Source organism: Zobellella iuensis, from assembly GCF_016746085.1.
In the GTDB taxonomy this organism is placed as follows: Bacteria; Pseudomonadota; Gammaproteobacteria; order Enterobacterales; family Aeromonadaceae; genus Oceanimonas; species Oceanimonas iuensis.
Genome location: NZ_JAERTZ010000018.1, coordinates 257,792 through 281,368, shown reverse-complemented (window position 1 = coordinate 281,368; position 23,577 = coordinate 257,792). Strand labels below are relative to the sequence as shown.

The 23,577-nt window shown below is 63.8% G+C and carries 21 protein-coding genes; 12 read left to right on the top strand and 9 right to left on the bottom strand.

What is annotated here, in order from left to right:
• Window positions 1–91 precede the first annotated feature (91 nt).
• Window positions 92–592: a heme-degrading domain-containing protein gene (locus JKV55_RS08095; protein ID WP_202084000.1), complete on the top strand. Its 501-nt coding sequence runs from the start codon at window positions 92–94 to the stop codon at window positions 590–592.
• A gap of 27 nt (window positions 593–619) precedes the next feature.
• On the opposite strand, the gene JKV55_RS08090 is transcribed toward JKV55_RS08095, so the two are convergent.
• Window positions 620–2,068, bottom strand: coding sequence for an efflux transporter outer membrane subunit (locus tag JKV55_RS08090; protein ID WP_202083998.1), 1,449 nt, complete (start codon window positions 2,066–2,068; stop codon window positions 620–622).
• A gap of 155 nt (window positions 2,069–2,223) precedes the next feature.
• Here JKV55_RS08090 and JKV55_RS08085 point away from each other — a divergent pair, with 155 nt between their 5' ends.
• The 7 genes from JKV55_RS08085 to JKV55_RS08055 all read left to right on the top strand — a co-directional run bounded on the left by JKV55_RS08085 (window position 2,224) and on the right by JKV55_RS08055 (window position 10,950).
• Window positions 2,224–2,787, top strand: coding sequence for a TetR/AcrR family transcriptional regulator (locus JKV55_RS08085; RefSeq protein ID WP_202083996.1), 564 nt, complete (start codon window positions 2,224–2,226; stop codon window positions 2,785–2,787).
• An 85-nt stretch (window positions 2,788–2,872) separates the two neighbouring features.
• On the top strand, window positions 2,873–3,988 hold the full coding sequence (locus JKV55_RS08080) for an efflux RND transporter periplasmic adaptor subunit (protein WP_202083994.1): 1,116 nt from the start codon (window positions 2,873–2,875) through the stop codon (window positions 3,986–3,988).
• Window positions 3,985–7,050 (top strand): efflux RND transporter permease subunit, encoded by a 3,066-nt coding sequence (locus JKV55_RS08075; protein ID WP_202083992.1) that lies wholly within the window; start codon window positions 3,985–3,987, stop codon window positions 7,048–7,050. Before JKV55_RS08080 ends, JKV55_RS08075 begins: the two co-directional genes overlap by 4 nt.
• 44 nt (window positions 7,051–7,094) lie before the next feature.
• On the top strand, window positions 7,095–7,901 hold the full coding sequence (locus JKV55_RS08070) for an oxidoreductase (protein ID WP_202083990.1): 807 nt from the start codon (window positions 7,095–7,097) through the stop codon (window positions 7,899–7,901).
• Window positions 7,902–7,981: 80 nt separating this feature from the next.
• Complete coding sequence (locus tag JKV55_RS08065) at window positions 7,982–8,521, top strand: PaaI family thioesterase (RefSeq protein ID WP_202083988.1); 540 nt, start codon at window positions 7,982–7,984, stop codon at window positions 8,519–8,521.
• A 95-nt stretch (window positions 8,522–8,616) separates the two neighbouring features.
• Window positions 8,617–9,906, top strand: coding sequence for a beta-ketoacyl-ACP synthase II (gene fabF / locus JKV55_RS08060; RefSeq protein ID WP_202083986.1), 1,290 nt, complete (start codon window positions 8,617–8,619; stop codon window positions 9,904–9,906).
• A 687-nt stretch (window positions 9,907–10,593) separates the two neighbouring features.
• On the top strand, window positions 10,594–10,950 hold the full coding sequence (locus JKV55_RS08055) for a hypothetical protein (RefSeq protein WP_202083985.1): 357 nt from the start codon (window positions 10,594–10,596) through the stop codon (window positions 10,948–10,950).
• 436 nt (window positions 10,951–11,386) lie between these two features.
• Here the strand turns inward: JKV55_RS08055 and JKV55_RS08050 are convergent, their stop codons facing one another.
• Entirely contained in the window at window positions 11,387–11,884 is a 498-nt protein-coding gene (locus JKV55_RS08050; RefSeq protein WP_202083983.1) for a putative molybdenum carrier protein, read from the bottom strand.
• A 168-nt stretch (window positions 11,885–12,052) separates the two neighbouring features.
• On the opposite strand from JKV55_RS08050, the gene JKV55_RS08045 reads away from it, so the two are divergent.
• The gene (locus tag JKV55_RS08045) at window positions 12,053–12,355 is read left to right on the top strand and encodes an MTH1187 family thiamine-binding protein (protein WP_094038816.1); all 303 of its coding nucleotides are present in this window, start codon (window positions 12,053–12,055) and stop codon (window positions 12,353–12,355) included.
• 55 nt (window positions 12,356–12,410) lie between these two features.
• Here JKV55_RS08045 and JKV55_RS08040 read toward each other — a convergent pair whose 3' ends face one another.
• On the bottom strand, window positions 12,411–13,529 hold the full coding sequence (locus tag JKV55_RS08040) for a CapA family protein (RefSeq protein ID WP_202083981.1): 1,119 nt from the start codon (window positions 13,527–13,529) through the stop codon (window positions 12,411–12,413).
• A 219-nt stretch (window positions 13,530–13,748) separates the two neighbouring features.
• On the opposite strand from JKV55_RS08040, the gene JKV55_RS08035 reads away from it, so the two are divergent.
• Window positions 13,749–14,474: a hypothetical protein gene (locus tag JKV55_RS08035; RefSeq protein ID WP_202083979.1), complete on the top strand. Its 726-nt coding sequence runs from the start codon at window positions 13,749–13,751 to the stop codon at window positions 14,472–14,474.
• Here JKV55_RS08035 and JKV55_RS08030 read toward each other — a convergent pair.
• Both JKV55_RS08030 and JKV55_RS08025 read right to left on the bottom strand, forming a co-directional pair.
• Window positions 14,471–15,523 carry an MJ1255/VC2487 family glycosyltransferase gene (locus JKV55_RS08030; RefSeq protein WP_202083977.1) on the bottom strand — a complete coding sequence of 351 codons (1,053 nt, stop codon included), beginning with the start codon at window positions 15,521–15,523 and terminating at the stop codon, window positions 14,471–14,473. The two genes, JKV55_RS08035 and JKV55_RS08030, sit on opposite strands and share 4 nt — an antisense overlap.
• Window positions 15,524–15,535: 12 nt before the next feature.
• On the bottom strand, window positions 15,536–16,039 hold the full coding sequence (locus tag JKV55_RS08025; protein WP_439654902.1) for a phosphatase PAP2 family protein: 504 nt from the start codon (window positions 16,037–16,039) through the stop codon (window positions 15,536–15,538).
• A gap of 174 nt (window positions 16,040–16,213) precedes the next feature.
• Between JKV55_RS08025 and JKV55_RS08020 the strand changes: the two genes are divergently transcribed.
• Both JKV55_RS08020 and fabA read left to right on the top strand, forming a co-directional pair.
• Entirely contained in the window at window positions 16,214–18,172 is a 1,959-nt protein-coding gene (locus tag JKV55_RS08020; protein ID WP_202083973.1) for a Lon protease family protein, read from the top strand.
• A gap of 92 nt (window positions 18,173–18,264) precedes the next feature.
• A complete protein-coding gene (gene fabA / locus JKV55_RS08015; RefSeq protein ID WP_202083971.1) occupies window positions 18,265–18,795 on the top strand; it encodes a 3-hydroxyacyl-[acyl-carrier-protein] dehydratase FabA in 531 nt (176 codons plus the stop codon).
• Window positions 18,796–18,858: 63 nt separating this feature from the next.
• On the opposite strand, the gene rmf is transcribed toward fabA, so the two are convergent.
• The 4 genes from rmf to rlmKL form a co-directional block, all read right to left on the bottom strand.
• Window positions 18,859–19,035 (bottom strand): ribosome modulation factor, encoded by a 177-nt coding sequence (gene rmf, locus JKV55_RS08010; protein ID WP_202083970.1) that lies wholly within the window; start codon window positions 19,033–19,035, stop codon window positions 18,859–18,861.
• A gap of 293 nt (window positions 19,036–19,328) precedes the next feature.
• A complete protein-coding gene (uup, locus tag JKV55_RS08005; RefSeq protein ID WP_202083968.1) occupies window positions 19,329–21,233 on the bottom strand; it encodes an ATP-binding cassette ATPase Uup in 1,905 nt (634 codons plus the stop codon).
• A complete protein-coding gene (locus JKV55_RS08000) occupies window positions 21,230–21,460 on the bottom strand; it encodes a glutaredoxin family protein (protein ID WP_202083966.1) in 231 nt (76 codons plus the stop codon). The genes uup and JKV55_RS08000 overlap by 4 nt, the downstream gene beginning before the upstream one ends.
• Window positions 21,457–23,562, bottom strand: coding sequence for a bifunctional 23S rRNA (guanine(2069)-N(7))-methyltransferase RlmK/23S rRNA (guanine(2445)-N(2))-methyltransferase RlmL (rlmKL, locus tag JKV55_RS07995; RefSeq protein ID WP_202083964.1), 2,106 nt, complete (start codon window positions 23,560–23,562; stop codon window positions 21,457–21,459). Before rlmKL ends, JKV55_RS08000 begins: the two co-directional genes overlap by 4 nt.
• Window positions 23,563–23,577: the final 15 nt, after the last annotated feature.

Here is a 23,577-nt window from a genome sequence, read left to right as displayed (position 1 = left end):
ACGCGGACGGCCATGGATGCAGTGAGAAAGCCGATCGGCGTGATATTTAATGAAGAGCAAGCTGCCACTATCCAATAATCCGGGAGAAGAGATGAGCATGACCAATCTGATCGGCGCGCTCGAACAGCAGGAGCAGGCCCTGGTATTCAGCGGCTTCGATGAAGAGACAGCCTATCGGCTGGGTACCGCGCTGCGCGAACTGGCGGCGGCGGAGAGGGCGCCGGTGGTGATCGATATCCGCACCGCCAACCGCCGGCTGTACTTTGCGGCGCTGCCGGGCTCGGCACCGGACAACGATGAATGGGCACGCCGCAAGGGCAACATGGCGTTGCGCAAGCAGTGTTCGTCACTGCTGTGCGGCGAACGCTTGGCGGCGAAAGGCAAGGAAGTCGGGCCCGGCATGGGCCTGGATCCGCTGGACTACGCCGCCCATGGCGGCAGCTTCCCGGTGCGGGTAGGGGGCGTCGGCGTCGTCGCGGTGATCACCGTATCGGGCCTGCCGGCGCGGGACGACCACGAACTCATCGTCCGGGCCCTGGCATCGCACCTGGACGTGCAGAACATCGGCCTGGATGCGCTGCTGGCGGGTTGAGCGCCCGGAGCGACGATGACTCGGCCATCACATCGGCTCCGTATCGGGTTGCCAACCGCCACCGAGCGCCTTGAAGGCGGCGACCGCTGCGCGCGCGGCGCCGGTTTGCGCCTGCGCCTGTCCATCGGCGGCGCGCAGCAGGTTTTCATCGGCTTGCAGGACTTCAATCAGGCTGACGAGGCCTTGCTGGTATGCCGCAAAGGAGGCCTCCCGCGCGCGGCCGAGCGAATCCACGCCTTGCGCGAGTAGCGCGGCTTGCTCTTCCCGGTTGACCAGGGCCGAAAGGGCGCTTTCCACCTCCTCGGTGGCTTGCAGCACGGCCAGGCGGTAGGCGGCCAGCCATTCGGCTTCCCGGCCCCTGGCCTGGTCGATCTGCGCGTTGATGCGGCCGAAATCAAACAGGCGCCAGCGCAGGCCCAGTATGCCGGCGGCCTGGCTGGCATCGCCGGTGAACAGGTTGCCGCCTGACACCGAGGTCGCGCTGCCGATCAGTCCGCTCAGGGAGAGCTTGGGGTAATACTCGGCGATGGCGCCGCCGATACGGGCGTTCGCCGCGGCCAGGCGCCGCTCGGCCACGATCAGGTCGGGCCGGCGCCTGAGCAGATCGCCCGGCGTACCCATGGCGGCGATCTCCGGTGCCGCCGGAATGGGGTGGACATCCGCCAGCTCGGCCCGGTGCGTCCCGGGCGGTGTGCCCAGCATCAGGTCCAGGGCGTTCATGGCCGCGTCCAAACTCGCTTCGAGGGCCGGGACCCTGGCCCGGACCTGGGCAAGTGCGCCTTCGACCTGCCGGACTTGAAGTTCGGCGGCCAGCCCCTTGCCATACAGCAGGTTGATGGTTGACAGCAGTTCCTGCTGCGTTTGCACCTGCCGGCTGGCGACATCGAGGCGGGTTTGCAGCCCGCGGATGCCGAGATAGATATCGGCGGTCTGCGCCGCCACCGCCAGCCGGGTCGCGGCCACGCCGGCTGCCGATGCCTGGTACTCGGCCAGGGCCGCCTCCCGCCCGCGACGCAGGCCGCCGAACAGATCCAGCTCCCAGCTCGCGCCGAGATTGACCTCAAAAGCATTGCCGTAGCGGTCGGGATCGGGCGCCGAGTTCAAGACTTGCCCCAAGGGGGTTTCGGCGGATTGATAGGCTCTGGCTGCCTGGCCGCTGACGTTGCCGGCAGGCAGCAAGTCGGCCTTCGCCACCCCGAGTCCGGCGCGGGCCTGCGCGACGCGGGCGGACGCCTGCGCGAGATCGAGATTCTGCGCCAGCGCCAGCGTCACGAATCGGGTCAGTTGCGGATCGCCGAAACCCGCCCACCATGCCAGCATGTCGGCGCTGGCACCGGCGTGCCGTTGCGCCACGGCCGTCTGACCCAGGTACCGTTCCGGCATGGTCGTGTCGGGCCTGACGTAATCGGGGCCGAGGGTGCAACCGGCAGCAAGGCCGGCAACGATAAGCATGGCAAGGGGGTGTTTTGGCAGCATAATGTGTTCCGGAATAAAAGATGTGGACTCTGAGCTTTGTGACTAAAATACACCTTGGTCACTCGTTGTCAATCTTCAACACTGGCGGTAAACTCCAAACCATGAGCAAAGCAAACACCTATCCCGTTTCGGCCCGCGGCCCGATGACGCACGACGTGCGAGATCAGATCGTGGCCGCCGCCACCGAGCACTTCCGTCGCTATGGCTACGAGAAGACCACCGTCTCCGATCTCGCCAAGGCCATCGGCTTTTCCAAGGCCTACATCTACAAGTTTTTCGCGTCCAAGCAGGCCATCGGCGAGATGATTTGTGCCAACTGCCTGCGCGAGCTTGAAGTCGAGGTCAGGGCGGCCGTCGACGAGGCCGAACGGCCGCCGGAGAAGCTGCGGCGGATGTTCAAGGCCATCGTCGAGGCGAGCCTGCGCCTGTTTTTCCAGGATCGAAATCTCTACGAAATCGCGGCTGCGGCGGCCACCGACCGCTGGCCGGCCGCGCGAGCCTATGAGGAACGCATACAGCAGTTGCTGCAGGACATACTGCAGGCAGGGCGGCAGACGGGGGATTTCGAGCGCAAGACCCCCCTCGATGAAGTCACGATGTCGATCTACCTGGTCATGCGGCCTTACCTCAACCCGCTGCTCCTGCAGCACAGCTTCGATCATACCGACGATGCGCCGGCCCAGCTGTCCGGCCTGGTGCTGCGCAGCCTGTCACCATGATGCAGCGAGATGATTGGTGACTATTGACTAAATTGGTCACTAGTATCATAGTGGGAGCCCTGATTGGTTCACCAAGGGGGCTCCCATGCTTCGTCGCCGTCTCATTTCTTCTACCGCCATCTGTGCATTACCGCTTGCCCTGGCCGCCTGCGGCGAAAAAGCGCCGCCGGATCCGCGCATCGAAGCGCCACTGGTGCGTGCCGCCGCCGTCCAGCCGGCCACCGCCGTATCGCGCGCTTTCACCGGGACCGTAGCCGCCCGGGTCCAGAGCGACCTGGGTTTTCGTGTTTCCGGCAAGGTGCTGGAGCGGCTGGTGGATACCGGGCAGAGCGTCCGGCGCGGCCAGCCGCTGATGCGCATCGACCCCGTCGATCTGAAGCTTGCGGCCCATGCCCAGCAGGAAGCGGTTGCCGCCGCGCGCGCCCTGGCGAAACAAACGGCCGAGGATGAAGCCCGCTACCGCAACCTCCGTGGCACCGGCGCCATATCGGCGTCGGCCTACGACCAGGCCAAGGCGGCGGCGGACGCCGCCAGGGCGCAACTCAAGGCGGCCGAGGCCCAGGCCGAAGTGGCCCTCAACGCGACCCGCTATGCGGAGCTGGTGGCCGATGCCGATGGTGTGGTCATGGACACGCTGGTCGAACCCGGCCAGGTGGTGGGCGCCGGCCAGGTGGTGGTGCGCCTGGCCCACGCCGGACCGCGCGAAGCCGTGGTCCAACTGCCGGAAACCCTGCGTCCCGCGGTCGGCTCGACCGGGCAGGCCAGGCTCTTCGGCGCAGAAAATCGTAGTGTTCCGACCCAACTCAGGCAGCTCTCGGATACGGCGGACCGCCTGACCCGTACCTTCGAGGCGCGCTATGTGCTGGAGGGTGAACTGGCCGACGCGCCCTTGGGCACCACCGTCACCATCCGGATCCCGGATGAACATCCGTCCGTACCGCATGGCCTGCAGGTACCGATCGGCGCCTTGTTCGACCCGGGCAAGGGGCCGGGAGTCTGGGTTATCGAGGGCGAGCCGGCAAGGGTTTCCTGGCGTCCGGTCAGGGTCCAGCGCCTGGATGAGGATGGCGCCCTCATCGCCGGCGAACTCGAGGACGGCGACCGGATCGTCGCGCTCGGCGCGCACCTGCTGCGCGAAGGCGAACAGGTGCGGGTGGCCGGCCAGGCCGCTGCCGTTGCGAGTGCAGGAGTACAGCCATGAGCGAGGGCCGTTTCAACCTGTCGGCGCTCGCCGTACGCGAGCGCGCCATCAGTCTGTTCCTGATCTGCCTGATCTCATTGGCTGGCGTTGTTTCGTTCTTCCAGTTGGGGAGGGCGGAAGACCCGGCCTTTACCATCAAGGTGATGACCATAGTGACCGCCTGGCCCGGCGCGACCGCTCAGGAAATGCAGGACCAGGTCGCCGAGAAGATCGAAAAACGGCTGCAGGAGCTGCGCTGGTATGATCGAACCGAAACCTATACCCGGCCCGGTCTGGCCTTTACCACCCTGACCCTGCTCGACAGTACCCCGCCTGCACAAGTTCAGGAGCAGTTCTACCAGGCCCGCAAGAAAGTCGGCGACGAGTCCATCAACCTGCCGGCAGGCGTGATCGGGCCCATGGTCAACGACGAATACGCGGACGTCACCTTTGCATTGTTTGCGCTCAAGGCCAATGGCGAGCCGCAGCGCCTGCTGGTACGCGATGCGGAAACGCTGCGCCAGCGGCTGCTGCACGTGGCGGGGGTGAAGAAGGTCAATATCATCGGCGAGCAATCCGAGCGCATTTATGTGGAGTTCTCCCACGAGCGCCTGGCCACCCTGGGCGTCAGCCCGCAACAGGTGTTTGCCGCGCTCAACAACCAGAATGCCCTGACTCCGGCCGGTTCGGTGGAAACCCGGGGGCCGCAGGTGTTTATCCGCCTGGACGGCGCTTTCGACGAATTGCAACAGATCCGCGATACGCCGGTGGTGGCGCAAGGCCACACCCTGACGCTGTCGGACATCGCCACCGTCAAACGCGGCTATGAAGATCCGGCGACCTTTCTGGTCCGCAACGGCGGTGAGCCAGCCCTGCTGCTGGGCATTATCATGCGCGAAGGCTGGAACGGACTCGACCTGGGCAAGGCGCTGGATGCCGAAGTCACGGCGATCAACGCCGAGCTGCCGTTGGGCATGAGCCTGACCAAGGTCACGGATCAGGCGGTCAATATCAGTGCCGCGGTCGATGAGTTCATGCTCAAGTTTTTCGCCGCGCTGCTGGTGGTGATGCTGGTGAGCTTTCTGAGCATGGGTTGGCGCGCGGGCCTGGTGGTCGCCGCGGCCGTGCCGCTGACCCTGGCGGTGGTGTTCCTGGTGATGCTCGCCACCGGCAAGAACTTCGATCGCATCACCCTGGGCTCCCTGATCCTGGCGCTGGGCCTGCTGGTGGACGACGCCATCATTGCCATCGAAATGATGGTGGTGAAGATGGAAGAGGGGCTCAGTCGCGCCGCCGCCGCCGCTTATGCCTGGAGCCATACCGCCGCGCCGATGCTGTCGGGCACGCTGGTCACGGCGGTCGGCTTTATGCCCAACGGCTTTGCCCGCTCCACCGCGGGTGAATACACCAGCAACATGTTCTGGATCGTCGGCATCGCCCTGATCGCGTCCTGGGTGGTGGCCGTGGTGTTCACGCCCTACCTGGGGGTCAAACTGCTGCCCAACGTCAAAAAAGTCGAGGGTGGCCACGCCGCGCTCTACGACACGCCGCGCTACAACCAGATGCGGCGGGTGCTGGAGCGCGTCATCGCCCGCAAGTGGCTGGTCGCCGGCTCGGTGGTGGGGCTCTTCGTCCTGGCCATCCTCGGCATGGACGTGGTCAAGAAGCAATTCTTCCCGATCTCCGACCGCCCCGAGGTGCTGGTCGAGGTGCAGATGCCCTATGGCTCTTCGATTGCGCAGACCAGCGCCGCCACGGCCAAGGTGGAGGACTGGCTGGCCGAACAGGAGGAGGCCGGGATCGTCACCGCCTACATCGGCCAGGGCGCGCCGCGCTTCTTCCTGGCGATGGGGCCGGAGATGCCCGATCCCTCGTTCGCCAAAATAGTGATCCGCACCGACAGCCAGGAGGCGCGAGAAGCCTTGAAACACCGGTTGCGCCGGGCGATTGCCGATGGCCTGGCCCCCGAGGCACAGGTACGCGTCACCCAACTGGTGTTTGGCCCTTACTCGCCGTTTCCGGTTGCCTATCGGGTCACCGGGCCGGACCCGGACACACTGCGCGACATCGCCGCCGAGGTGCAGCGGGTCCTGGATGCCAGCCCGATGATGCGCACGGTCAACGCCGACTGGGGCACGCGCACGCCCACGCTGCACTTTACCTTGCAGCAGGATCGGCTGCAGGCCCTGGGGCTAACCTCCAGCGACGTGGCGCAGCAACTGCAGTTCCTGCTGACCGGAGTGCCGGTCACCACCGTGCGCGAGGACATCCGCACCGTGCAGGTCGCCGCCCGCTCGGCCGGCGACGTCCGGCTCGATCCGGCCAGGATCGGCGACTTCACGCTGGCCGGCGCCAACGGCCAGCGCATCCCGCTGTCGCAGGTGGGCGAGGTCGAGGTGCGCATGGAGGACCCGGTCATGCGCCGGCGCGATCGCATGCCGACCATTACCGTGCGCGGCGACATCGCCGACCATTTGCAGCCGCCGGATGTGTCTGCCGCCATCACCCGTCAGCTCCAGCCCATTATGGACAAACTGCCGGGCGGCTACCGCATTGAAGAAGCCGGCTCCATCGAGGAATCGGGCAAGGCAATGGGCGCCATGCTGCCGCTGTTCCCGATCATGGTGGCGCTCACCCTGCTCATTATCATCCTTCAGGTGCGCTCGAATGCCGCCATGGCCATGGTGTTCCTGACCGCGCCCCTGGGGCTGATCGGCGTGGTGCCCACCCTGCTGCTGTTCCAGCAGCCGTTCGGCATCAATGCGTTGGTCGGCCTGATAGCTCTGGCGGGGATCCTGATGCGCAACACCCTGATCCTGATCGGGCAGATCGAGCACAACAAGCAGGAGGGGCTGAATCCGTTCCGGGCGGTGGTCGAGGCCACGGTGCAGCGTGCCCGGCCGGTGATCCTGACCGCCTTGGCGGCAATCCTGGCCTTTATTCCGCTGACCCAGTCGGTGTTCTGGGGCGCGCTGGCCTATACGCTGATCGGCGGCACCTTTGCCGGGACTGTGCTTACGTTGGTGTTCCTGCCGGCCATGTATGCCATCTGGTTCAGGATCAGGCCCGGCGACACTGCCTGAGCGGCGTGTTATTCCGTTTACCCGTTTATTAAAGAGAGGTGGTTATGTCGAAATCAAAAGTTGTCGTTGTGACCGGTGTATCGTCAGGCATCGGCCGCGCCGCCGCCGTGAAGTTTGCCGCTCAGGGTTGCCGGGTATTCGGCACAGTGCGCAACAGGGCAACGGCACAGCCAATAGCCGGTGTTGAGCTGGTCGAGATGGATATCCGTGACGAAGTGTCGGTTCAGGCCGGGGTCCAGGCCATCATGGCTCAGGCCAAGCGTATCGACGTGCTGGTCAACAGTGCCGGCGTGACCCTGCTCGGCGCAACGGAGGAAACCTCGGTTGCCGAAGCGGCATCGCTGTTCGACACCAACGTGTTTGGCATCCTGCGCACCACACAGGCGGTACTGCCGCACATGCGCGAGCAAGGCTCTGGTCGCATCGTCAACATCAGCTCGGTGTTGGGCTTTCTTCCGGCGCCCTACATGGGGCTCTATTCGGCGTCCAAGCATGCGGTGGAGGGGCTGTCCGAGACCCTGGATCACGAGGTGCGCCAGTTCGGCATTCGTATAGCGCTGGTCGAGCCTTCCTTCACCAAGACCAACATGGATATCAATGCGCCCCTGGCGGCCGCCAAAATCCCGGCCTACGACACCGAGCGCGCTGTCGTTTCCCAGGCCATTCAAAACAATGTCCATAAGGCGCCGGATCCCGATGGCGTCGCCAGCACCATTGTCGATGCCGCCTTGGGGGCGTGGAAAATGCGGCGTACGCCCAAAGGCGAGGCCGCTCTGCTGCGCAAATTGCGCCGCTTTATGCCCGCCGGCCCCGTCGATGCAGGCTTGAGAAAAACATTCGGACTTGCTTGAGGCCCTGGCTCGGATGCCGGCTCGCGGCCAATCCGGAGTGTAATGGCCTTCACCTTTGAACATATTGATCAGGAGAACCCATGCCCCTACCGAGCATAGACTGGACTGCCCAGCAAAAAGCCGCTCGACAACGTTCGATTGCAGGTGGCGGCAAGCCAGGCCTTACCCGAATGGAGCAACTCGCCGGCAAAAGCGGGCGTGAGGTTCTTGAGGGCATGATGTCCGGTGAACTGCCATACCCGCCCATGAACGAGACCATGAACATGTGGCTGCTGGGCGTTGACATCGGCCGTGCCATCTTTCAGGGCATTCCACTGCCGCAACACTATAACCCTCTGGGCACGGTGCACGGCGGCTGGTTTGCCACGCTGCTGGACTCGGCCTTGGGATGTGCGGTACAGAGCACGCTGCCGGCCGGACGCTCCTACACAACGGCGGAACTCCACGTCAACATTGTTCGGCCAGCCTCACACAGAACCGGCCCGTTGCGGGCGATCGGCACGGTGATCCACGGTGGCCGGCAACTCGCCACGGCCGAAGCCCGTGTTGAAGATGAAAAGGGCCAACTCTATGCCCATGCGACGGCAACCTGTTTTGTGTTCGACGTGCCGATGGCCTGACGAAGAGCGGAGATGGCCGGATAGCCGGCCAGAGAGAAACAACCGAGGCGGTGCTCACTGCGAAGCACCGCAACTGTGGAAAGCGAGGAATAATGATGGGTGTTCGAGATGCAGTTCGAATAGTGGTGACGGGAACGGGTACCGTCGGGCCATTGGGGTGTGGTACGGAGATAGTCTGGTCCCGCCTGCTGGCGGGACAATCCGGCATTCGGGCCCTGTCTGCCGATCTGGCCGACGGCACCGGCATTTGCCCAGGCGGGCAAGTGCCAAGTCTGATGGAAGATCCGCAAGCGGGTTTTGATCCAGAGCGAGCCGTTGCCGCCAAGGAGCGCAAGAAGATGGATCGCTTTATCGAGTTTGCGTTGCTGGCGGCGCAGGAAGCCCTTATCCAGGCAGGCTGGCACCCGACCGAGGAAGAGCAACGCCGGCGAACCGCGACCATCATTGCTTCCGGCGTCGGTGGTTTTGGCGCCATCGCCGAGGCCGTGCGCACGACGGACAGCCGTGGGTCACGCCGCCTTTCACCCTTCACCGCGCCTTCCTTTCTCGCCAATATGGCGGCCGGGCACATCTCCATCCAGCACGGCTTCAAGGGGCCGCTCGGGGCGCCGGTGACCGCCTGCGCGGCCGGGGTTCAAGCCATCGGCGATGCCGCCCGGCTGATCCGCAGCGGCGAGGCGGATATCGCGGTGTGTGGCGGGACCGAGGCGGCCATCCATCGCGTTACCCTCGGCGCCTTTGCCGCGGCACGCGCCTTGTCCACCGGATTCAACGACCGCCCGCGGGAGGCATCGCGTCCCTTCGACCGCGACCGGGACGGTTTCGTCATGGCCGAGGGGGCCGGTCTACTGGTGATCGAATCGCTGGATCATGCCCTGGCGCGTGGCGCACGTCCGTTGGCGGAGTTGGTCGGCTACGGTACCAGCGCCGATGCCTACCACCTGACCGCCGGGCCGGAGGACGGCAGCGGCGCCCGGCTTGCCATGCAGCAGGCACTGCGCCAGGCCGGCATTGCGCCCGGCGACGTTCAGCACATCAATGCCCATGCGACCTCCACCCAGGTCGGTGACAGGGGAGAGCTGGCCGCCATCCGCTCCGTATTCGGGACCGGAGCGGGGGCGGCGATTACCTCGACCAAATCCAGTACCGGCCATCTACTGGGGGCCGCGGGCGGCATTGAAGCCATTTTCACCATACTGGCGCTGCGCGATCAGGTGGTTCCGCCCACACTGAACCTCAGCAACCCCGACCAGGCGGCCGACGGCCTCGATCTGGTCGGCCCGGCCGCACGGAAAATGCCGCTCCAGTACGCGCTGTCGAACGGCTTTGGATTCGGCGGGGTCAATGCCAGCGTACTGTTTCGCCGGTGGGAACGGCGCAACTGAGTTCGCCAGCTCGCCGAAACCGGCCATGATTGACGTCAGCCGGATCCGGAGTGGAGGCATAGTCCCGGTTGCAATCCGGTCGGGGAACGCCTGGTACCGCCGGTGCCAGGCTGAACAGGGCAGGGGAGCTACAGGTCTCCGACGGCCCCGCGCAGGATTATTGCCATGTTACCGCTGCATGATATCCCGCCGGGTGAAGTACTGGTCCGGGGGTAGCGGTTCTAGGTGCAGACGACTAAGCGCAACGGCCCGGCCGGCTTGGCGTCGAGAGAGGGATGGCAAAGGACAGGGCAACCGGAAAGGAGCTTGTGGCCCAAGCTGGGGTAGGTGGAGTATAGGTAGATTTGGGTGCTGTTCTGACTAACTGTTCCGGATGGTAGATCACTACCGGCAGCGACTGGGTTCCACTAGGCAGACCCTCAGCGCCAGGACGCACGCAGCGCCTTGTGGCACTCTTAGTATTCGTAGAATCTTATTATTTTGCTTATTACTTGGATGATTTAATGCCGATAATGCAGTTTATCGGCATTTTCTTTTGAGGGGGCTGAACGCCCCTCAAGTGTCAATAAACAGGGGGGTATTGATGACCGTTCGCCGCTTGACCGACCAGGAGATAGCCGAACTGCGCGAGGAAATAGCATCTGGGCCAAGGCACAACTTTTTTTGGGGGCTTGGATGGGGTGACCAATGAAGGTCAAAACGCTGAAGCAGATTGAGTTAGTCACCGACGTGCGCTGCGACGTGTGTGGCTGCAGTACGGTGATGGCTGAGGGCTATTCACCCCAGTTCGGTGTGCTGCAAGCCGCTTGGGGCTATGGCTCGCCTCATGATGGCGAGCAGTACGAAGTTGAGTTATGTGAGTCTTGTTTCTTCGAAGACTTGGCCCAGCTGTGTAGGAACCGCCAACTCCATTTTATGTTTTCTGATGATCGGGACTGGAATATTCCGGATTTTGGTTTAGTGAAGCCCGGTTCTGGGGAACGGCGAGATGATGCTGCATTGGTACCGTTCACTGGACATCTTCTAAGTGTTTTCATCACTTAGAGGTGTCTATGTCTATCAAGAACAGGGCTCGTGACCGCCAGCCCGATGCTCGATTGAAGCGCCGTCGTCGGGTAAGTGCTCGATTGGTCACTTGCGCCAAGTGGCATTCCAAGTCACCGCGTTGGTTCCGTAATCTGCGGATGACCCGGCCAGAACGGCGGGAGGTGCAGCGCGTATTGTGTCTGGTGCGTCGAGGTGTCGATCCGGACGGCCTGGTTTTTCCGCTTAACCACAAGCCGGCCCAGTACTGGTACTGACCATCGCAGTGGTCATTTCCTTCTGATCCAACACTACGCATAATCTATATTATGTTAAATAAGAAATTATAAGATTCAGGACACCCTGGTTCTGCCGCCCGGTTTTAAAGATTTATCGGTACCGTTACTTGGCCCGCTGTGTCCGGTACCCTGCTCGGTTGCGTCATTTCCGGCGATCCTCAGCAAGGCATCTGGCCAGTGTTCGAGGACATCGATGCCCTGATCATCGCCGTCAGCACACGAAAGCTGTAGTCATAGATCCCCGGCTGACCACTTTCCCTCGGGCCCGCCACGTTCAGTACCGCAATCCGCTGGGCCCGGATAAACGCCAGCACTGCCGTGCAGGCCTGTTCAACCGACACCAGCTCCATGTCGATAAGCCGGAACGGCTTTTGCTCGCGGAGGCACAGCGCCAGGGTCAGCGCCGTGCCGCCGGTTGGCATGCCGCGGTAAAAAATAACGGTGCCATCGGCCTCCTGCAGGTTTCTGCGGGTCCGTTGCCGGTAGCCGCCGGCCAGTTCGATCAAGGGATAAACCGCGTCTATGGGCCCGTCTTCCGCCCGCCGCCCGGATGGACAATACCCCCCGGCCGGAAATCCCGCCGCCATGGCCGCGTCCAGGGCCGCCCGGTCGGCGCCGGTCTGGCCGCCGCTGATGATTTTTTGCAGTATGCTCATTTACTGCCCTCATTACTGACAGCACCCTGGCGCAGGTGCAATGGAATCCTATGACCACAATGCACTGGCCAACGCAAATGCCCCATCTGGCCCTTGCGGCCCGAGCGCGCATTGGCTCGAATGGCGGGGTGATACAACTTACCGATTCATTCTAACCAGGGAGCTGTTATGTACGTACTGATGGATATTATGGTCTCGCCCGGCGGCGTTGGCGTGTCGGTGTCGCCTTATGTGGCCATGTGCCAGCAAATCTTTGAGGATGCCGGCCTGGTTCACACCATGCACGGCTACGGCACCAATGTGGAAGGCGAATGGGATGAGGTGATGGCGGCGGTCAAGCGCTGCCACGAGGTGCTGCACGATGCCGGCGCCGTGCGCATTACCAGCCATATCAAGCTGGGCACCCGCAACGACCGGGCGCAGACCATGGCCGACAAGGTCGCCAGCGTGCAACAAAAGCTGGGCGGCTAGCCGGGGTTTTCACTGGCTGCGGCGGGAAGGCCCAAGACATGGCACCTTCCCGCCTCTAGCCCAGGTCCAGCGTCAGGCTGCCGTCCGGCTGGAGGCGGAATGCCGTGCCGGTTCGCTTACCTTCCCTGTTCAGCCGCTGCGCCAGCCAGGCCGCGTCTTCGGGCCGGGCCCGGCACAGCCGGAACTTGTTCAGCTGCAGCGGCACCAGGCGCAGCGACTGCAGACGGCCGCTGTCCCGCTCCAGCACCGGAAAGAACATCACCACCAGATCGGGCCGGTATTGCTCGTAACCGCGGATGCCCTCGTAATCGTTGATAAAGTCGCCGCAGCCGTAGAGGATCAGCCGCTCCCGGTACAGCTCCAGCCCCAGCACATGGTGGGATGAATGGCCGTGCACCAGGTCGACCCCGGCCTCGTCGATCAGGGCCCGGGCGAAGTCGCGGTGGGCGGCCGGTATGGCGTAGCCCCAGTTAGGGCCCCAGTGGATCGACACCAGCACCCGGTCCCCTGGCCGTTGCCAGCGCCGGATCAGGGCCTTGAGCTCGTCGAGTGCCGGCGCCGTCAGCGTCGGCAAAAAGAATACCCCAGGTCGGTCGACGCCGGCCGCCCAGCTTTCCGGCACGCCGCTGGAGGCCAGGGCCAGGGCGAAGATCAGCAGGCGCCCGCCCTCCTCCGACCCGAGTCCGATCCTGGCCGGCGCCCGGGCCTCGGCGAGCTGTCTTCCGGCACCGGCGGTGCGGATGCCCTGTCGCTCCAGCGCGGCCAGGGTGTCGAGCAGCCCCCGCCGGCCCCAGTCCAGCACATGGTTGTTGGCCAGGACACAGACGTCGATGCCGGCGGCGCCGAGGACGGGCAGGTTGGCGGGGTGCATGCGGTAGTTGATGCCCTTGGGCTGCCAGTCTTCGCTGGTGGTGATGCTGGTTTCCAGGTTGATCACCCGCACCGCGGGCCCGACCCGCGCCAGCTCGGCCAGGGCGTCGCCCCAGACATAGGCAAAGCCGACCCGTCGCGGGATCCGCCCGCACCGCCGCTCGGCCAGCCTGACATAGCCGCTCGCCCGGGTCATATAGGCTTCGTGCAGTTCGTCCGGGCAGGAGCGAGGCAGGATCTGGTCGATCCCCCTGCCCGTCATCACATCGCCGCACAGGAACAGGCTCAAGGTTCGCCGGGACATAGGGCTCCTTCCGTGAAAAGACGTGCCTTACATCTCCAGTCTGGCAAAAAATACGCAGAAGTCGCCGGGAATTTAACATAACGTCATCGGTTGCGCATTTATGGCTTCCTTATCCGATAGCGGGTGCTACGGCCGCCACCCGTTCTGCGGCTGTCCTGGTGCCGGCGGTCCCGACCCGCTACCATGGCGGCATGATCGGCGGAATAACAAGGAAAACCCATGGAAATCCTTATCGCGGCCAGCAATGCCTTGGCCAAATGGCTGCGGCTGGATCTGCCCCGCCTGCCCAGCCCGGACGGCAAGCGCATTGGCACCCAGCCGCTGACCACGGGCTTCAGTCGGGTGTCCTGGCAATGCCATCTGGTGGAGCATGGCCGCCCTGGCTGTCTGCGTCATTACACGGTGATCGCGGTGGAAGCCCACAGCCGTTATGCCCTGCTGCTGCCCTTCGCGACCCCGCCCGAACGGGCGGAGCTGGAGTCGATACTGCTGGAGCGCTGGGGCAACGAGGCGCTGCACCTGGCCCTGGAGAGCGGCGCCGTCAACGACGACGAGCTGCCGCTGATGGTGGAGCGTTTCTTCGCCGAAGGCTGGCAGATCACCTGGGTCAACAACAGCGACCCCAGTATCAACGGCCACGTCACCGATGCCGGCGAGTGGCTGAAAAGCACCCTGACCCATGAAGAGCTGGACTACCTGGACGACAACCACTGTTACGGCCTGGGTCTGCATATCAACCAGCAGTACAAGCGGGTCGGCGGCAACCGGAGCCAGCCCTTCCGGCCGGTGATCCGCCTGCTGGACGATGCCCTGTTCCGTTTCGGCCGGGGGCTGGCGGCGACCAGCTACCCCGACACTCCGGTGGGGGATTTCCCCTGCCCCTATTCGGACCGGCCGGCCCGCGACAACGTGGTGCGGCTGGCCGATTTTCGCCGCCGCGGTTAATTCCCGGGCAGGGTACAGTAAGAAGGAAAGCGCACCTGCCGCCAGAGACTCTCGCACAGGGGCGCGGGATCCCGCCGGTCGCCGGCCAGCAGCCAGTCCACCAGCTGCTCCGCCACCTCCGGATAATGCACCGGCTCGGCATCGGGCCGGGCCAGCCAGGCGGCCACGGCGCTGTTGTCCAGCCGCGCCATCACGCTCCCCAGGTTCAGTCGCGCCAGGGCCAGGGCATTGGACAACTGTTCAAACTGGCCCCCGACCGGTTTGACCAGCAGTTTCTTGCCCAGGCTCAGCGCCTCCGACGGCAGTTCGAAGCCGCTGTTGGCGATAACGCCGGCGGCCTCGGCCAGATCCCGCCGGAATCCCTGGCGTGACGGTGCGCGCCAGTGCAGATGCCCCTGCTCCCGCGGCTCGGCCTTGGGGTGATAGCAGTAAAACTGGACATGGGGAAAGCCCCCGAGCAGGGCCGCGATATCGCCCTGTTCCTCGAACGGCAGGTATACCAGCACCTTGTCGGGCCGGATGGCGGTGGCGGGCGGGGCCGGCTCCATCAACGGCGGCAGCACCTTTTGTCCGAAATGGTGCCAGTGCAGGCCCAGCTGGCAGCCGGCGGGCGCGAAATGGCGGACAAGCTGGCGGTTCAGCCAGTTCTCCCCCTGCCTGGGGATATCGCTCAGAAAGGCAGCCTGGTGGCTGATGCCCACACAGGGCACCCCCGCCCGCCGGGCGGCCCAGGCGGTGGCCGGCTCGAAGTCGGTCAGCACCAGATCGTAGTCCCGCACTGGCAACGCGCGGATGTCCCCCAGCAGTTGCAGCGGCCGGCAGCGGCCCAGGCTGGCCAGGGGAGCTATGCATCCCCCTCGGGTCACAAAGGTGACTCCGGTGCGGCTCTGGTAGTCGCCGAATTCCGCCATGTCGAAATAGTCTTCCGGCGGGCGGCCGCTGAACAGAAAGTCCACCGCCAGCCCGCGCCGGCGTAGCGCCGCGCCCAGGGCCCTGGCCCGGGTGATATGGCCGTTGCCGGTACCCTGTACTCCGTAAAGAATGCGCATCGGACTCCTTGCCTAAAAAATCAACAGCGCGACCAGGCCGCCCAGCAGCAGGCCGGCGAGGATGTCGGAGGGAAAATGCACCCCCAGCCAGACCCGGGACCAGCCCACCAGCAGCGCCCAGGGCAGCACTGGCCAGGCGGCGGCGCCGAAATGCAGCAGGCTCAGGCTGGCCACCAGCATGGCGGCGGCGGTATGGCCCGACGGCAGGCTGAAGCGGTCGGAGGGATCGATATAGGCCCGGGCGCCCGGCAGGGCCAGCGCCGGCCGGCGCCGCCGGCAGCCGTTTTTCAGGCTGAGGTAGAGCGGCAGCTCCAGGGCGAAGGCCAGCAACAGATCCAGCACATAGGCCTGCAAGGGGGCCTCCCGGCTCAGCCAGAAGAACAGCCCCAGCAGCACATAGGGCGGGCCGTCGCCGGTGCGGGAAATCCAGCGGGCCAGCCAGGCCCGTTGCTGCCAGTAGCGGCTGGCCTGGGTCCGGCGAAACAGCCGGTGATCGAGGCGGGTCAATACATCCAGTACCATGGGCTCTCCTCCCTGCTCGGCTCCCATGGTCGCGGGCCGGGATGACAGGGCGGTGACCGGCGCATGACGATTGCGCGACAAGCCGGCACAGATTTTTACACAGAGGCTCGACCTGCCGGCCGGCTCAAGTATACTGGCTGCAATTTACCTAAGTTGATGAGTTTTCGAGTGCAACCACTGAGTCCTGCCGAACTGAATCCTGCTTTCGCCCTGCCTGAGCTCACTACCCTGAATGCCGCCACTCCCCTGCCGTTCAGCGCGCTGCAAGCCCGGGCCGATTCCGCCTTCGCCACCCTGTCGGGGCTGAACGCCGCCAACCCTGTGCTGCTGCTGAACGGCTTCCCCGGGGTGGATTACGAAGAGCTGGTGCAGGATCTGGTCAGAAAACATGCCAATCATGCGGATCTGTTCGACCTCTGCTACGCGGAAAACCTGCACCACCCGCAAAAACCGATCTGGCTCCGGCTCAAGGCCGGCACCGGCATCGAGTTCTGCGAACTGGTCGGCCAGTTGCTGGAGCTGTCTTCCCGCCACCTGGAAGCGGAGCATATCGTCGAACGGATCCTGAGAAAGCAGGGCCAGGACGAAAAAATTGCCGATTACCTGTCGCTGCTGTCCCAGCATGTGGCCGCCGGCGAAGGCTTCAGCCATCCCATTCTTATCAACCTGATGGTGCACCGCCACGACAGCACCATTCCCATCGTCTATGCCCGCCAGTTCAGCCCCGAGCAGCTGTTCGGCGCCATCCACTTCCAGACCGAGCAGGGCTCGGTGTTCAGCCACCATCACCTGCTGGAGCCGGGCCTTATCCACCAGGCCAACGGCGGTTACCTGATAGTGCCGATCGAAGAGCTGCTGGATCAGCCCAACCTCTGGTTCCGCCTCAAGAATGCCCTGGTCACCCGCCGGGTGGAATGGAGCCGGCCGGCGGAAATGGCGGCCTTCTACTTCCAGCCCGAGCCACCGCCCCTGGACATCCACCTGATCCTGGTGGGGGATCGCATGGCCGTGGCCGAACTCTATATGCTGGACCGGGAGCTGGATACCCTCGCCTTCCTGCGAGCCGACATCATCCCGGAATGGGATGCCCAGCAGGATCTGCCCTCCTATATCGGCTTCCTGGCCCACCTGCGCCGCAAGCACGAGCTGCGGGACATGGACGGGGGCGCCATGCTGCGCCTGTGCCGCTACGGCAGCCGACTCACCGAACACCAGCACCGGCTGTCGCTGGTGGAAGCCCAGCTGCTCGCCCTGATGCAGCTGGCCGATGTGATCGCCAAGCGCGAGCAGAGTGAACTGATTACCGAAGCCCATATGGTGCTGGCCCAGCAGGAGCAGGACTATCGGCTGAGCTTCCTGGTGGAGCATTCGGATCTGGGGGTGCGCGACGGCCAGTTCCTGTTGCAGACCCAGGGCCGGGAAATCGGCCAGATCAACGGCTTGTCGGTGATCCAGATAGTGGGCCACCCCTACGACTTCGGCGAGCCGGTGCGGCTCACCGCCACCGTGCACCTGGGCGACGGCGACATCGCCGACATCGAGCGCAAGGCGGAGCTGGCCGGCCATATCCATGCCAAGGCGATGATGATCATCCATGGCTACCTGGCCAACCTGTTTGGCGCCGAACATCCCTCCCCGCTTTCCGCCAACCTGGTGTTCGAACAGTCCTACCATGAAATCGACGGCGACAGCGCCTCCCTCGCCGGGCTGTGCGCCCTGCTCTCGGCCCTGGCCCGGGAGCCGATTTACCAGCATTTCGCCATTACCGGCGCGGTGGACCAGTTCGGCAACGTACAGCCGGTGGGCGGCGTCAACGAGAAGATCGAGGGCTTTTTCCGGCTGTGCCAGATCCAGGGGCTCAGCGGCGAGCAGGGCGTGCTGATCCCGGCCAGCAACCGGCTGCAGCTCAACCTGTCCGACGAAGTCTGTGCCGCCATCGCCGCCGGCCGTTTCCATATCTACCCGGTGGCCCATGTCGAGCAGGCCATAGAGCTGCTCACCGGCTGTCCGGCGGGCGACGTGGACAGGCCCGAGACCCTGTTCGGCCGTATCCGTGAACGGCTGGACGAACTCAACGGCCATAGCGTGGAAAGCGGATTTTTGCGGCGTTTGTTCCGCCGGAATTAGAGATCGGACTTGTCTGGCTAACAACTGTTCGCTAAAGTGACGCCAATTTTATAACTAGGCCATTGTGGTCTGCTCGAATCAGGAAGAGTGAGATGCCTTCACAGAAAGAACTGGGCAAGCACGCCTTTACCAAAGACGAACTGCTGGCCTGTAGCCGTGGTGAACTGTTCGGCCCGGGCAACAGCCAGCTGCCCGCCCCCAACATGCTGATGATGGACCGTATCGCCCACATCAGCGACGAAGGCGGTGAACACGGCAAGGGCGAGATCCTGGCCGAGCTGGATATCACCCCCGACCTGTGGTTCTTCGACTGCCACTTCCCCGGCGATCCCGTGATGCCCGGCTGCCTGGGCCTGGACGCCATGTGGCAGCTGGTCGGTTTCTTCCTGGGCTGGAAAGGCGGCCCCGGCAAGGGTCGTGCCCTGGGCGTGGGTGAAGTGAAGTTCACCGGCCAGATCCTGCCCACCGCCAAGAAAGTGACCTACAAGATCACCATGAAGCGGGTGATCTGGCGCAAGCTGATCATGGGCATCGCCGACGGCATCGTGGAAGTGGACGGCCGCGTGATCTACGAAGCCAAGGATCTGAAGGTCGGTCTTTTCACCGATACCTCCAGCTTCTGAACCAACAACGGATACGTTAAGGCCCCGAAGATCGGGGCCTTTTTTGTTGAAGGTGAACACTGTTTACTTCATGAAGAGGCCAGAGCCTTTGTCTTCCATTGCGTCTCGCCAGCCCCCCAGCCAATAACCTTTGGCATCGAAATCGTTGTAGGGGCACTGCTCTTTAGAACGACCACTGACTCCAGCTTGGTAACCGCGGGTACGCGCTCTTTCCAAACGGTCACGTTTTTGTCTCTTCATAGGTATAACCCTCATTTAATCAACAAAAAGTGCACGGTGGCGTTGCAACCACCGCCCCCTATGAATAGTTGAGCGGAGAGGCAAGATCAAGAGTAATTTTTGAGCATAGCCCAGATTAGCGGATTAGCGACTGATATTTATGAAGTTTTGATGAAAGGGCAAAAGCCGGAAATGTGAGGTGGCTCACTTCAGGCATGGCCTCGTTACCGATGGATGGCATTGCGGCCCCCGCTGACTCAATGCCAAAACCAAGGGCATGGCGCCTCGGTGGGGACCGCTTCAAACCAGGCGGCCTAGCCGGCCGCCATTTCCTCCAGCTCTTCCCAGCGGGCGAAGGCCAGCTCCAGTTCGGTTTCCGTCTCGGCCAACTGCTGCAATGTGAGCTGGGTTTCGGTTTCCGCCCGGCTGAAAAAGTCCGGTGCGTTGATTTCTTCCTGCAGGGTGGCGATCTGCTGCTCCAGCTGCTCCAGGCGGGCGGGCAGTCCCTCCAGCTCCTGCTGCAGCTTGTACGACAGCTTCTTGCCGGGTTTGGCCGCAGGTTTCACCGCCTTGGCCGCGGGCTTCTCTTCCTTCTCCCTGGCCGGTGCCGCCTCGGCCTGGCGCGCCCGCTGGAACTGCATGTCCTGGTAACCGCCGACATATTCACTGACCTTGCCTTCACCTTCGAACAGCCAGCAATGGGTGGCGGTGTTGTCGATAAAGTCCCGGTCGTGGCTGACCAGCAGCAGAGTACCCTGATAGTCGGCGAGCAGCTCTTCCAGCAGCTCCAGGGTTTCCACGTCCAGATCGTTGGTCGGTTCGTCCAGTACCAGCAGGTTGCTGGGCTTGAGGAACAAGCGGGCCAGCAGCAGCCGGTTTTTCTCTCCGCCGGACAGCGCCTTCACCGGGGTACGGGCACGCTTGGGCTCGAACAGGAAATCCTGCAGATACCCCAGCACATGGCGGCTGCGCCCGCCGACGTCCACTTCCTGCTTGCCGTCGGCCAGGTTGTCCATCACCGAGCGCTCCGGATCCAGCTGTTCCCGGTACTGATCGAAGTAGGCCACGTCCAGCTTGGTGCCGCATTTGAGGCTGCCATGCTGAGCCTCGAGCTTGCCGAGCAGCAGCTTGATCAGGGTACTCTTGCCGCAGCCGTTGGGGCCGACCAGGGCAATCTTGTCGCCGCGCTGCACCAGGGCGGAGAAGTCCTTGAGCAGCGGCTTGCCTTCGTAGGCGAAGTCCAGCTGTTCGGCCTCGAACACGATTTTGCCGGAGCGGCGCACGTCGTCCAGGGTGACGCTGACCTTGCCCAGGCTTTCCCGACGCTGGCTGCGTTCGTTGCGCAGTGCCTTCAGCGCCCGTACCCGGCCTTCGTTACGGGTGCGGCGGGCCTTGATGCCCTGGCGGATCCAGGCTTCTTCCTGGGCCAGGCGTTTGTCGAACAGGGCGTTCTGCTCCGCCTCCACCCGCAGCGCTTCTTCCTTGTTGGTCAGGTAGTCGTCGTAGTTGCCCGGCCAGCTGGAGAGCCGACCCCTGTCCAGATCCAGGATACGGGTGGCCATTTTGCGGATAAAGGCCCGGTCGTGGCTGATAAAGACGATGGCGCCGCGAAAATCGAGCAGGAAACTCTCCAGCCAGGCGATGGCGTCGATATCCAGGTGGTTGGTGGGCTCGTCCAGCAGCAGAATGTCCGGATCGTTGGCCAGCGCCCGGGCCAGGGCCACCTTGCGCAACCAGCCGCCGGACAGGTCGTTGAGCCGGGTGTCACCGTTCAGGCCCAGCAGGGTCAGGCTCTGGTTGATACGGGTATCGAACTGCCAGCCGTTGGCGTGCTCCACCTGCTCCTGCAACCGCATCAGTTCGTTCATGGCCTTGTCGGAGCTGTCGTGGCTGACCCGCTCCAACTGATGGTGGTAACGGGCCAGCAGCTCGCCGAGCTCCGCCAGGCCACCGGCTACATAGTCGAACACGGTTTGATCGTCGTCGACCTTGGGGGGATCCTGCTCCAGGCGGGCGATATTGATACTTTGCTGCAACTGACGGCGGCCGTCGTCCAGCTGAATGTCGCCCGCGATCACCTTCATCAGGGTCGACTTGCCGGCGCCGTTGCGGCCGACGATACAGAGCCGCTCTCCGGCCTGAATATTCAATTCCACCCCATCCAGCAGGGGGGCATCACCAAACGCCAGTTGGGCGTTCTGCAGGGTTAGCAAACTCATGATTCTACTCGGCTAAATTCGATGATATCGGTGGCGGTAAAAGGCCAGTCCAGCTCGGCACCGTCTTGCCGGCGCAATACCGGAATACGGACCGCATAGGCCGCCAGCCACTGTTCGTCGTCCATGATGTCTTTCTGCTCGGTGCCGTTGGCCAGGCCGGTCTGCTCCAGCAAAGCCCAGGCCTGTTCGCACAGGTGGCAGCCGTCGGTGGAAAACAGCGTCATCATGCTTGCGGACTCCAGCGGATTTCCCAGCAGTTGTGGATCTGCGGGTTGCGGGCGAAGTCCTTGGGCAGGCTGGCCTTGCTGATGTTGGTGGCACTCAGGCCCAGCTCGGCCAGGGCATCCAGATCCATTTTGAAATTGCGCTTGTTGTTGGAGAAGATCAGCAGACCATCGGGGCGCAGCCGCTTGCTCAGCAGGTGCAGCAACTCGATATGATCGCGCTGTACGTCGAAGCTGTCCTCCATCCGCTTTGAATTGGAGAACGTCGGCGGATCGACGAAGATCAGATCGTAATCGGTTCCAGGTTGACTCAACCAGCTCAGGCAGTCGGCCTGGACGAACTGGTGCGCCCGCCCGCGCAGGCCATTGAGCTGCATATTGCGTTCGGCCCAGGCCAGATAGGTTCTGGACATGTCTACCGTGGTGGTGGATTTGGCGCCGCCCAGGCCGGCGTGCACGGTGGCGGTACCGGTATAGGCGAACAGGTTGAGAAAGTCCTTGCCCCGGGCCAGCTCCCCCAGCCGCTTGCGGATGGGCCTGTGATCCAGGAACAGTCCGGTATCCAGATAATCGTACAGATTCACCAGCAAGCGGGCGTTATGCTCCTGCACCTCCATCCATTGTTCGCGTCGGTCCAGCTTTTCGTACTGTTCCTTGCCCTGCTGGCGCGAGCGGACCTTCAACACCACCTTGCCGCCGGGCACCCCGGTCACCGCCATGGTGGCCTGCACCAGATCGAAAAAGCGGGCACGGGCCTTGTGTTCGGGAATGGTCTTGGGGGCGGCATATTCCTGGATCACCAGGTGATCCCGGTAGCGGTCGATGGCGGCGTTGTACTCGGGCAGGTCGGCATCGTAGAGCCGGTAGCAGTCGAGCTGTTCGCTTCTGGCCCATTTTTCCAGCGCCTTGAGGTTCTTGCTCAGGCGGTTGGCGAAGTCTTCCGCCACCGGGCGGGCGGCCCTGGCATCCTCGGCGATGCGGTAGTTGCGCAGTTCACAGGCCAGGGCGCCGTTGAACAGCTTGTAGGTTTTCTCATGCCGCAGCCGCAGGCAGCTCAGCAACTCGGGTGAGCTGGAGATCAGGCTCACCTGCCAGCCCTTGAACTGGTCGCGCAGTTTGTCACCCAGGTGCTGATGCAAGCCTAACAAGGAGGGAAACTCGCTCAGGCGTTCACCGTAAGGCGGGTTGGAGATCAGCCAGCCCGGCTGTTCGGCGGGGTTGGTCAGTGTCTCGACGCTGCCCTGCCCGAAGTGGACGAGCGGTCCGACCCCGGCCGCCTCGGCGTTGTCACGGGCGAAGCCCAGCACCCGCTGATCCTGATCGAAGCCATATAAGTGTGGTACCGCCTGCTTCAGGCCCCGGGTCGCGCGCACCGTGGCTTCGGCCTTGACCTGCTGCCACAGGGCATCGTCGTGGCCGGACCAGGCCATAAAGCCAAAGCGCGGCCGCAGCAAGCCCGGCGCCTGATCGGCGGCCATCAACGCCGCTTCTATTAACAGCGTGCCGGAGCCGCACATGGGATCGACCAGCGGGGAGCTCTTATCCCAGCCACTGCGCAGCAGTATGGCGGCGGCCAGGTTTTCCTTGAGCGGCGCCTCCCCCGCCTGCTGGCGATAGCCGCGCTGGTGCAGCGCCGGGCCGGACAGGTCCAGGGTGATGCTGAGCTGGTTGCGCTTGAGGTGGGCCAGAATGCGGATATCCGGTGCCCGCTTATCGACGCTCGGTCGTTCGCCCCGGCGCTTGGTAAGCCGGTCGACGATGGCGTCCTTGATCTTGAGCGCACCGTATTGGGTATTGGTGATGGCATTGTTGCCGCCGGAGAAATCCACCGCAAAGGTCTGGCCCGGCTGAATATGCTGCTCCCACTCGATGTTGGCCGCCCCCAGGTAGAGGTCCATGTCGTCGCGCATGGTGAAATCGGCCAGCTGCAGCATGATGCGTGAGGCGAGCCGGGACCACATACAGGCACGGTAGGCGGTGGCCAGTTCGCCCTTGAAGGCTACGCCGGCCACGGTTTCCTGAAGCTCGGCGGCTCCCAGGCTGTGCAGTTCGTCGGTGAGTAAGGATTCCAGGCCCTTGGGGCAGGTAGCAAAAAACGGCAGCATAGTCAGGCTTGTCTG

Bases quoted from the DNA above. Each gene is read 5' to 3' on its own strand.
- JKV55_RS08095 (WP_202084000.1), top strand. From the start codon at position 92: ATGAGCATGACCAATCTGATCGGCGCGCTCGAACAGCAGGAGCAGGCC.
- JKV55_RS08090 (WP_202083998.1), bottom strand. From the start codon at position 2,068: ATGCTGCCAAAACACCCCCTTGCCATGCTTATCGTTGCCGGCCTTGCT.
- JKV55_RS08080 (WP_202083994.1), top strand. From the start codon at position 2,873: ATGCTTCGTCGCCGTCTCATTTCTTCTACCGCCATCTGTGCATTACCG.
- JKV55_RS08075 (WP_202083992.1), top strand. From the start codon at position 3,985: ATGAGCGAGGGCCGTTTCAACCTGTCGGCGCTCGCCGTACGCGAGCGC.
- JKV55_RS08070 (WP_202083990.1), top strand. From the start codon at position 7,095: ATGTCGAAATCAAAAGTTGTCGTTGTGACCGGTGTATCGTCAGGCATC.
- JKV55_RS08065 (WP_202083988.1), top strand. From the start codon at position 7,982: ATGCCCCTACCGAGCATAGACTGGACTGCCCAGCAAAAAGCCGCTCGA.
- fabF (WP_202083986.1), top strand. From the start codon at position 8,617: ATGGGTGTTCGAGATGCAGTTCGAATAGTGGTGACGGGAACGGGTACC.
- JKV55_RS08055 (WP_202083985.1), top strand. From the start codon at position 10,594: ATGAAGGTCAAAACGCTGAAGCAGATTGAGTTAGTCACCGACGTGCGC.
- JKV55_RS08050 (WP_202083983.1), bottom strand. From the start codon at position 11,884: ATGAGCATACTGCAAAAAATCATCAGCGGCGGCCAGACCGGCGCCGAC.
- JKV55_RS08045 (WP_094038816.1), top strand. From the start codon at position 12,053: ATGTACGTACTGATGGATATTATGGTCTCGCCCGGCGGCGTTGGCGTG.
- JKV55_RS08040 (WP_202083981.1), bottom strand. From the start codon at position 13,529: ATGTCCCGGCGAACCTTGAGCCTGTTCCTGTGCGGCGATGTGATGACG.
- JKV55_RS08035 (WP_202083979.1), top strand. From the start codon at position 13,749: ATGGAAATCCTTATCGCGGCCAGCAATGCCTTGGCCAAATGGCTGCGG.
- JKV55_RS08030 (WP_202083977.1), bottom strand. From the start codon at position 15,523: ATGCGCATTCTTTACGGAGTACAGGGTACCGGCAACGGCCATATCACC.
- fabA (WP_202083971.1), top strand. From the start codon at position 18,265: ATGCCTTCACAGAAAGAACTGGGCAAGCACGCCTTTACCAAAGACGAA.
- rmf (WP_202083970.1), bottom strand. From the start codon at position 19,035: ATGAAGAGACAAAAACGTGACCGTTTGGAAAGAGCGCGTACCCGCGGT.
- uup (WP_202083968.1), bottom strand. From the start codon at position 21,233: ATGAGTTTGCTAACCCTGCAGAACGCCCAACTGGCGTTTGGTGATGCC.
- JKV55_RS08000 (WP_202083966.1), bottom strand. From the start codon at position 21,460: ATGATGACGCTGTTTTCCACCGACGGCTGCCACCTGTGCGAACAGGCC.
- rlmKL (WP_202083964.1), bottom strand. From the start codon at position 23,562: ATGCTGCCGTTTTTTGCTACCTGCCCCAAGGGCCTGGAATCCTTACTC.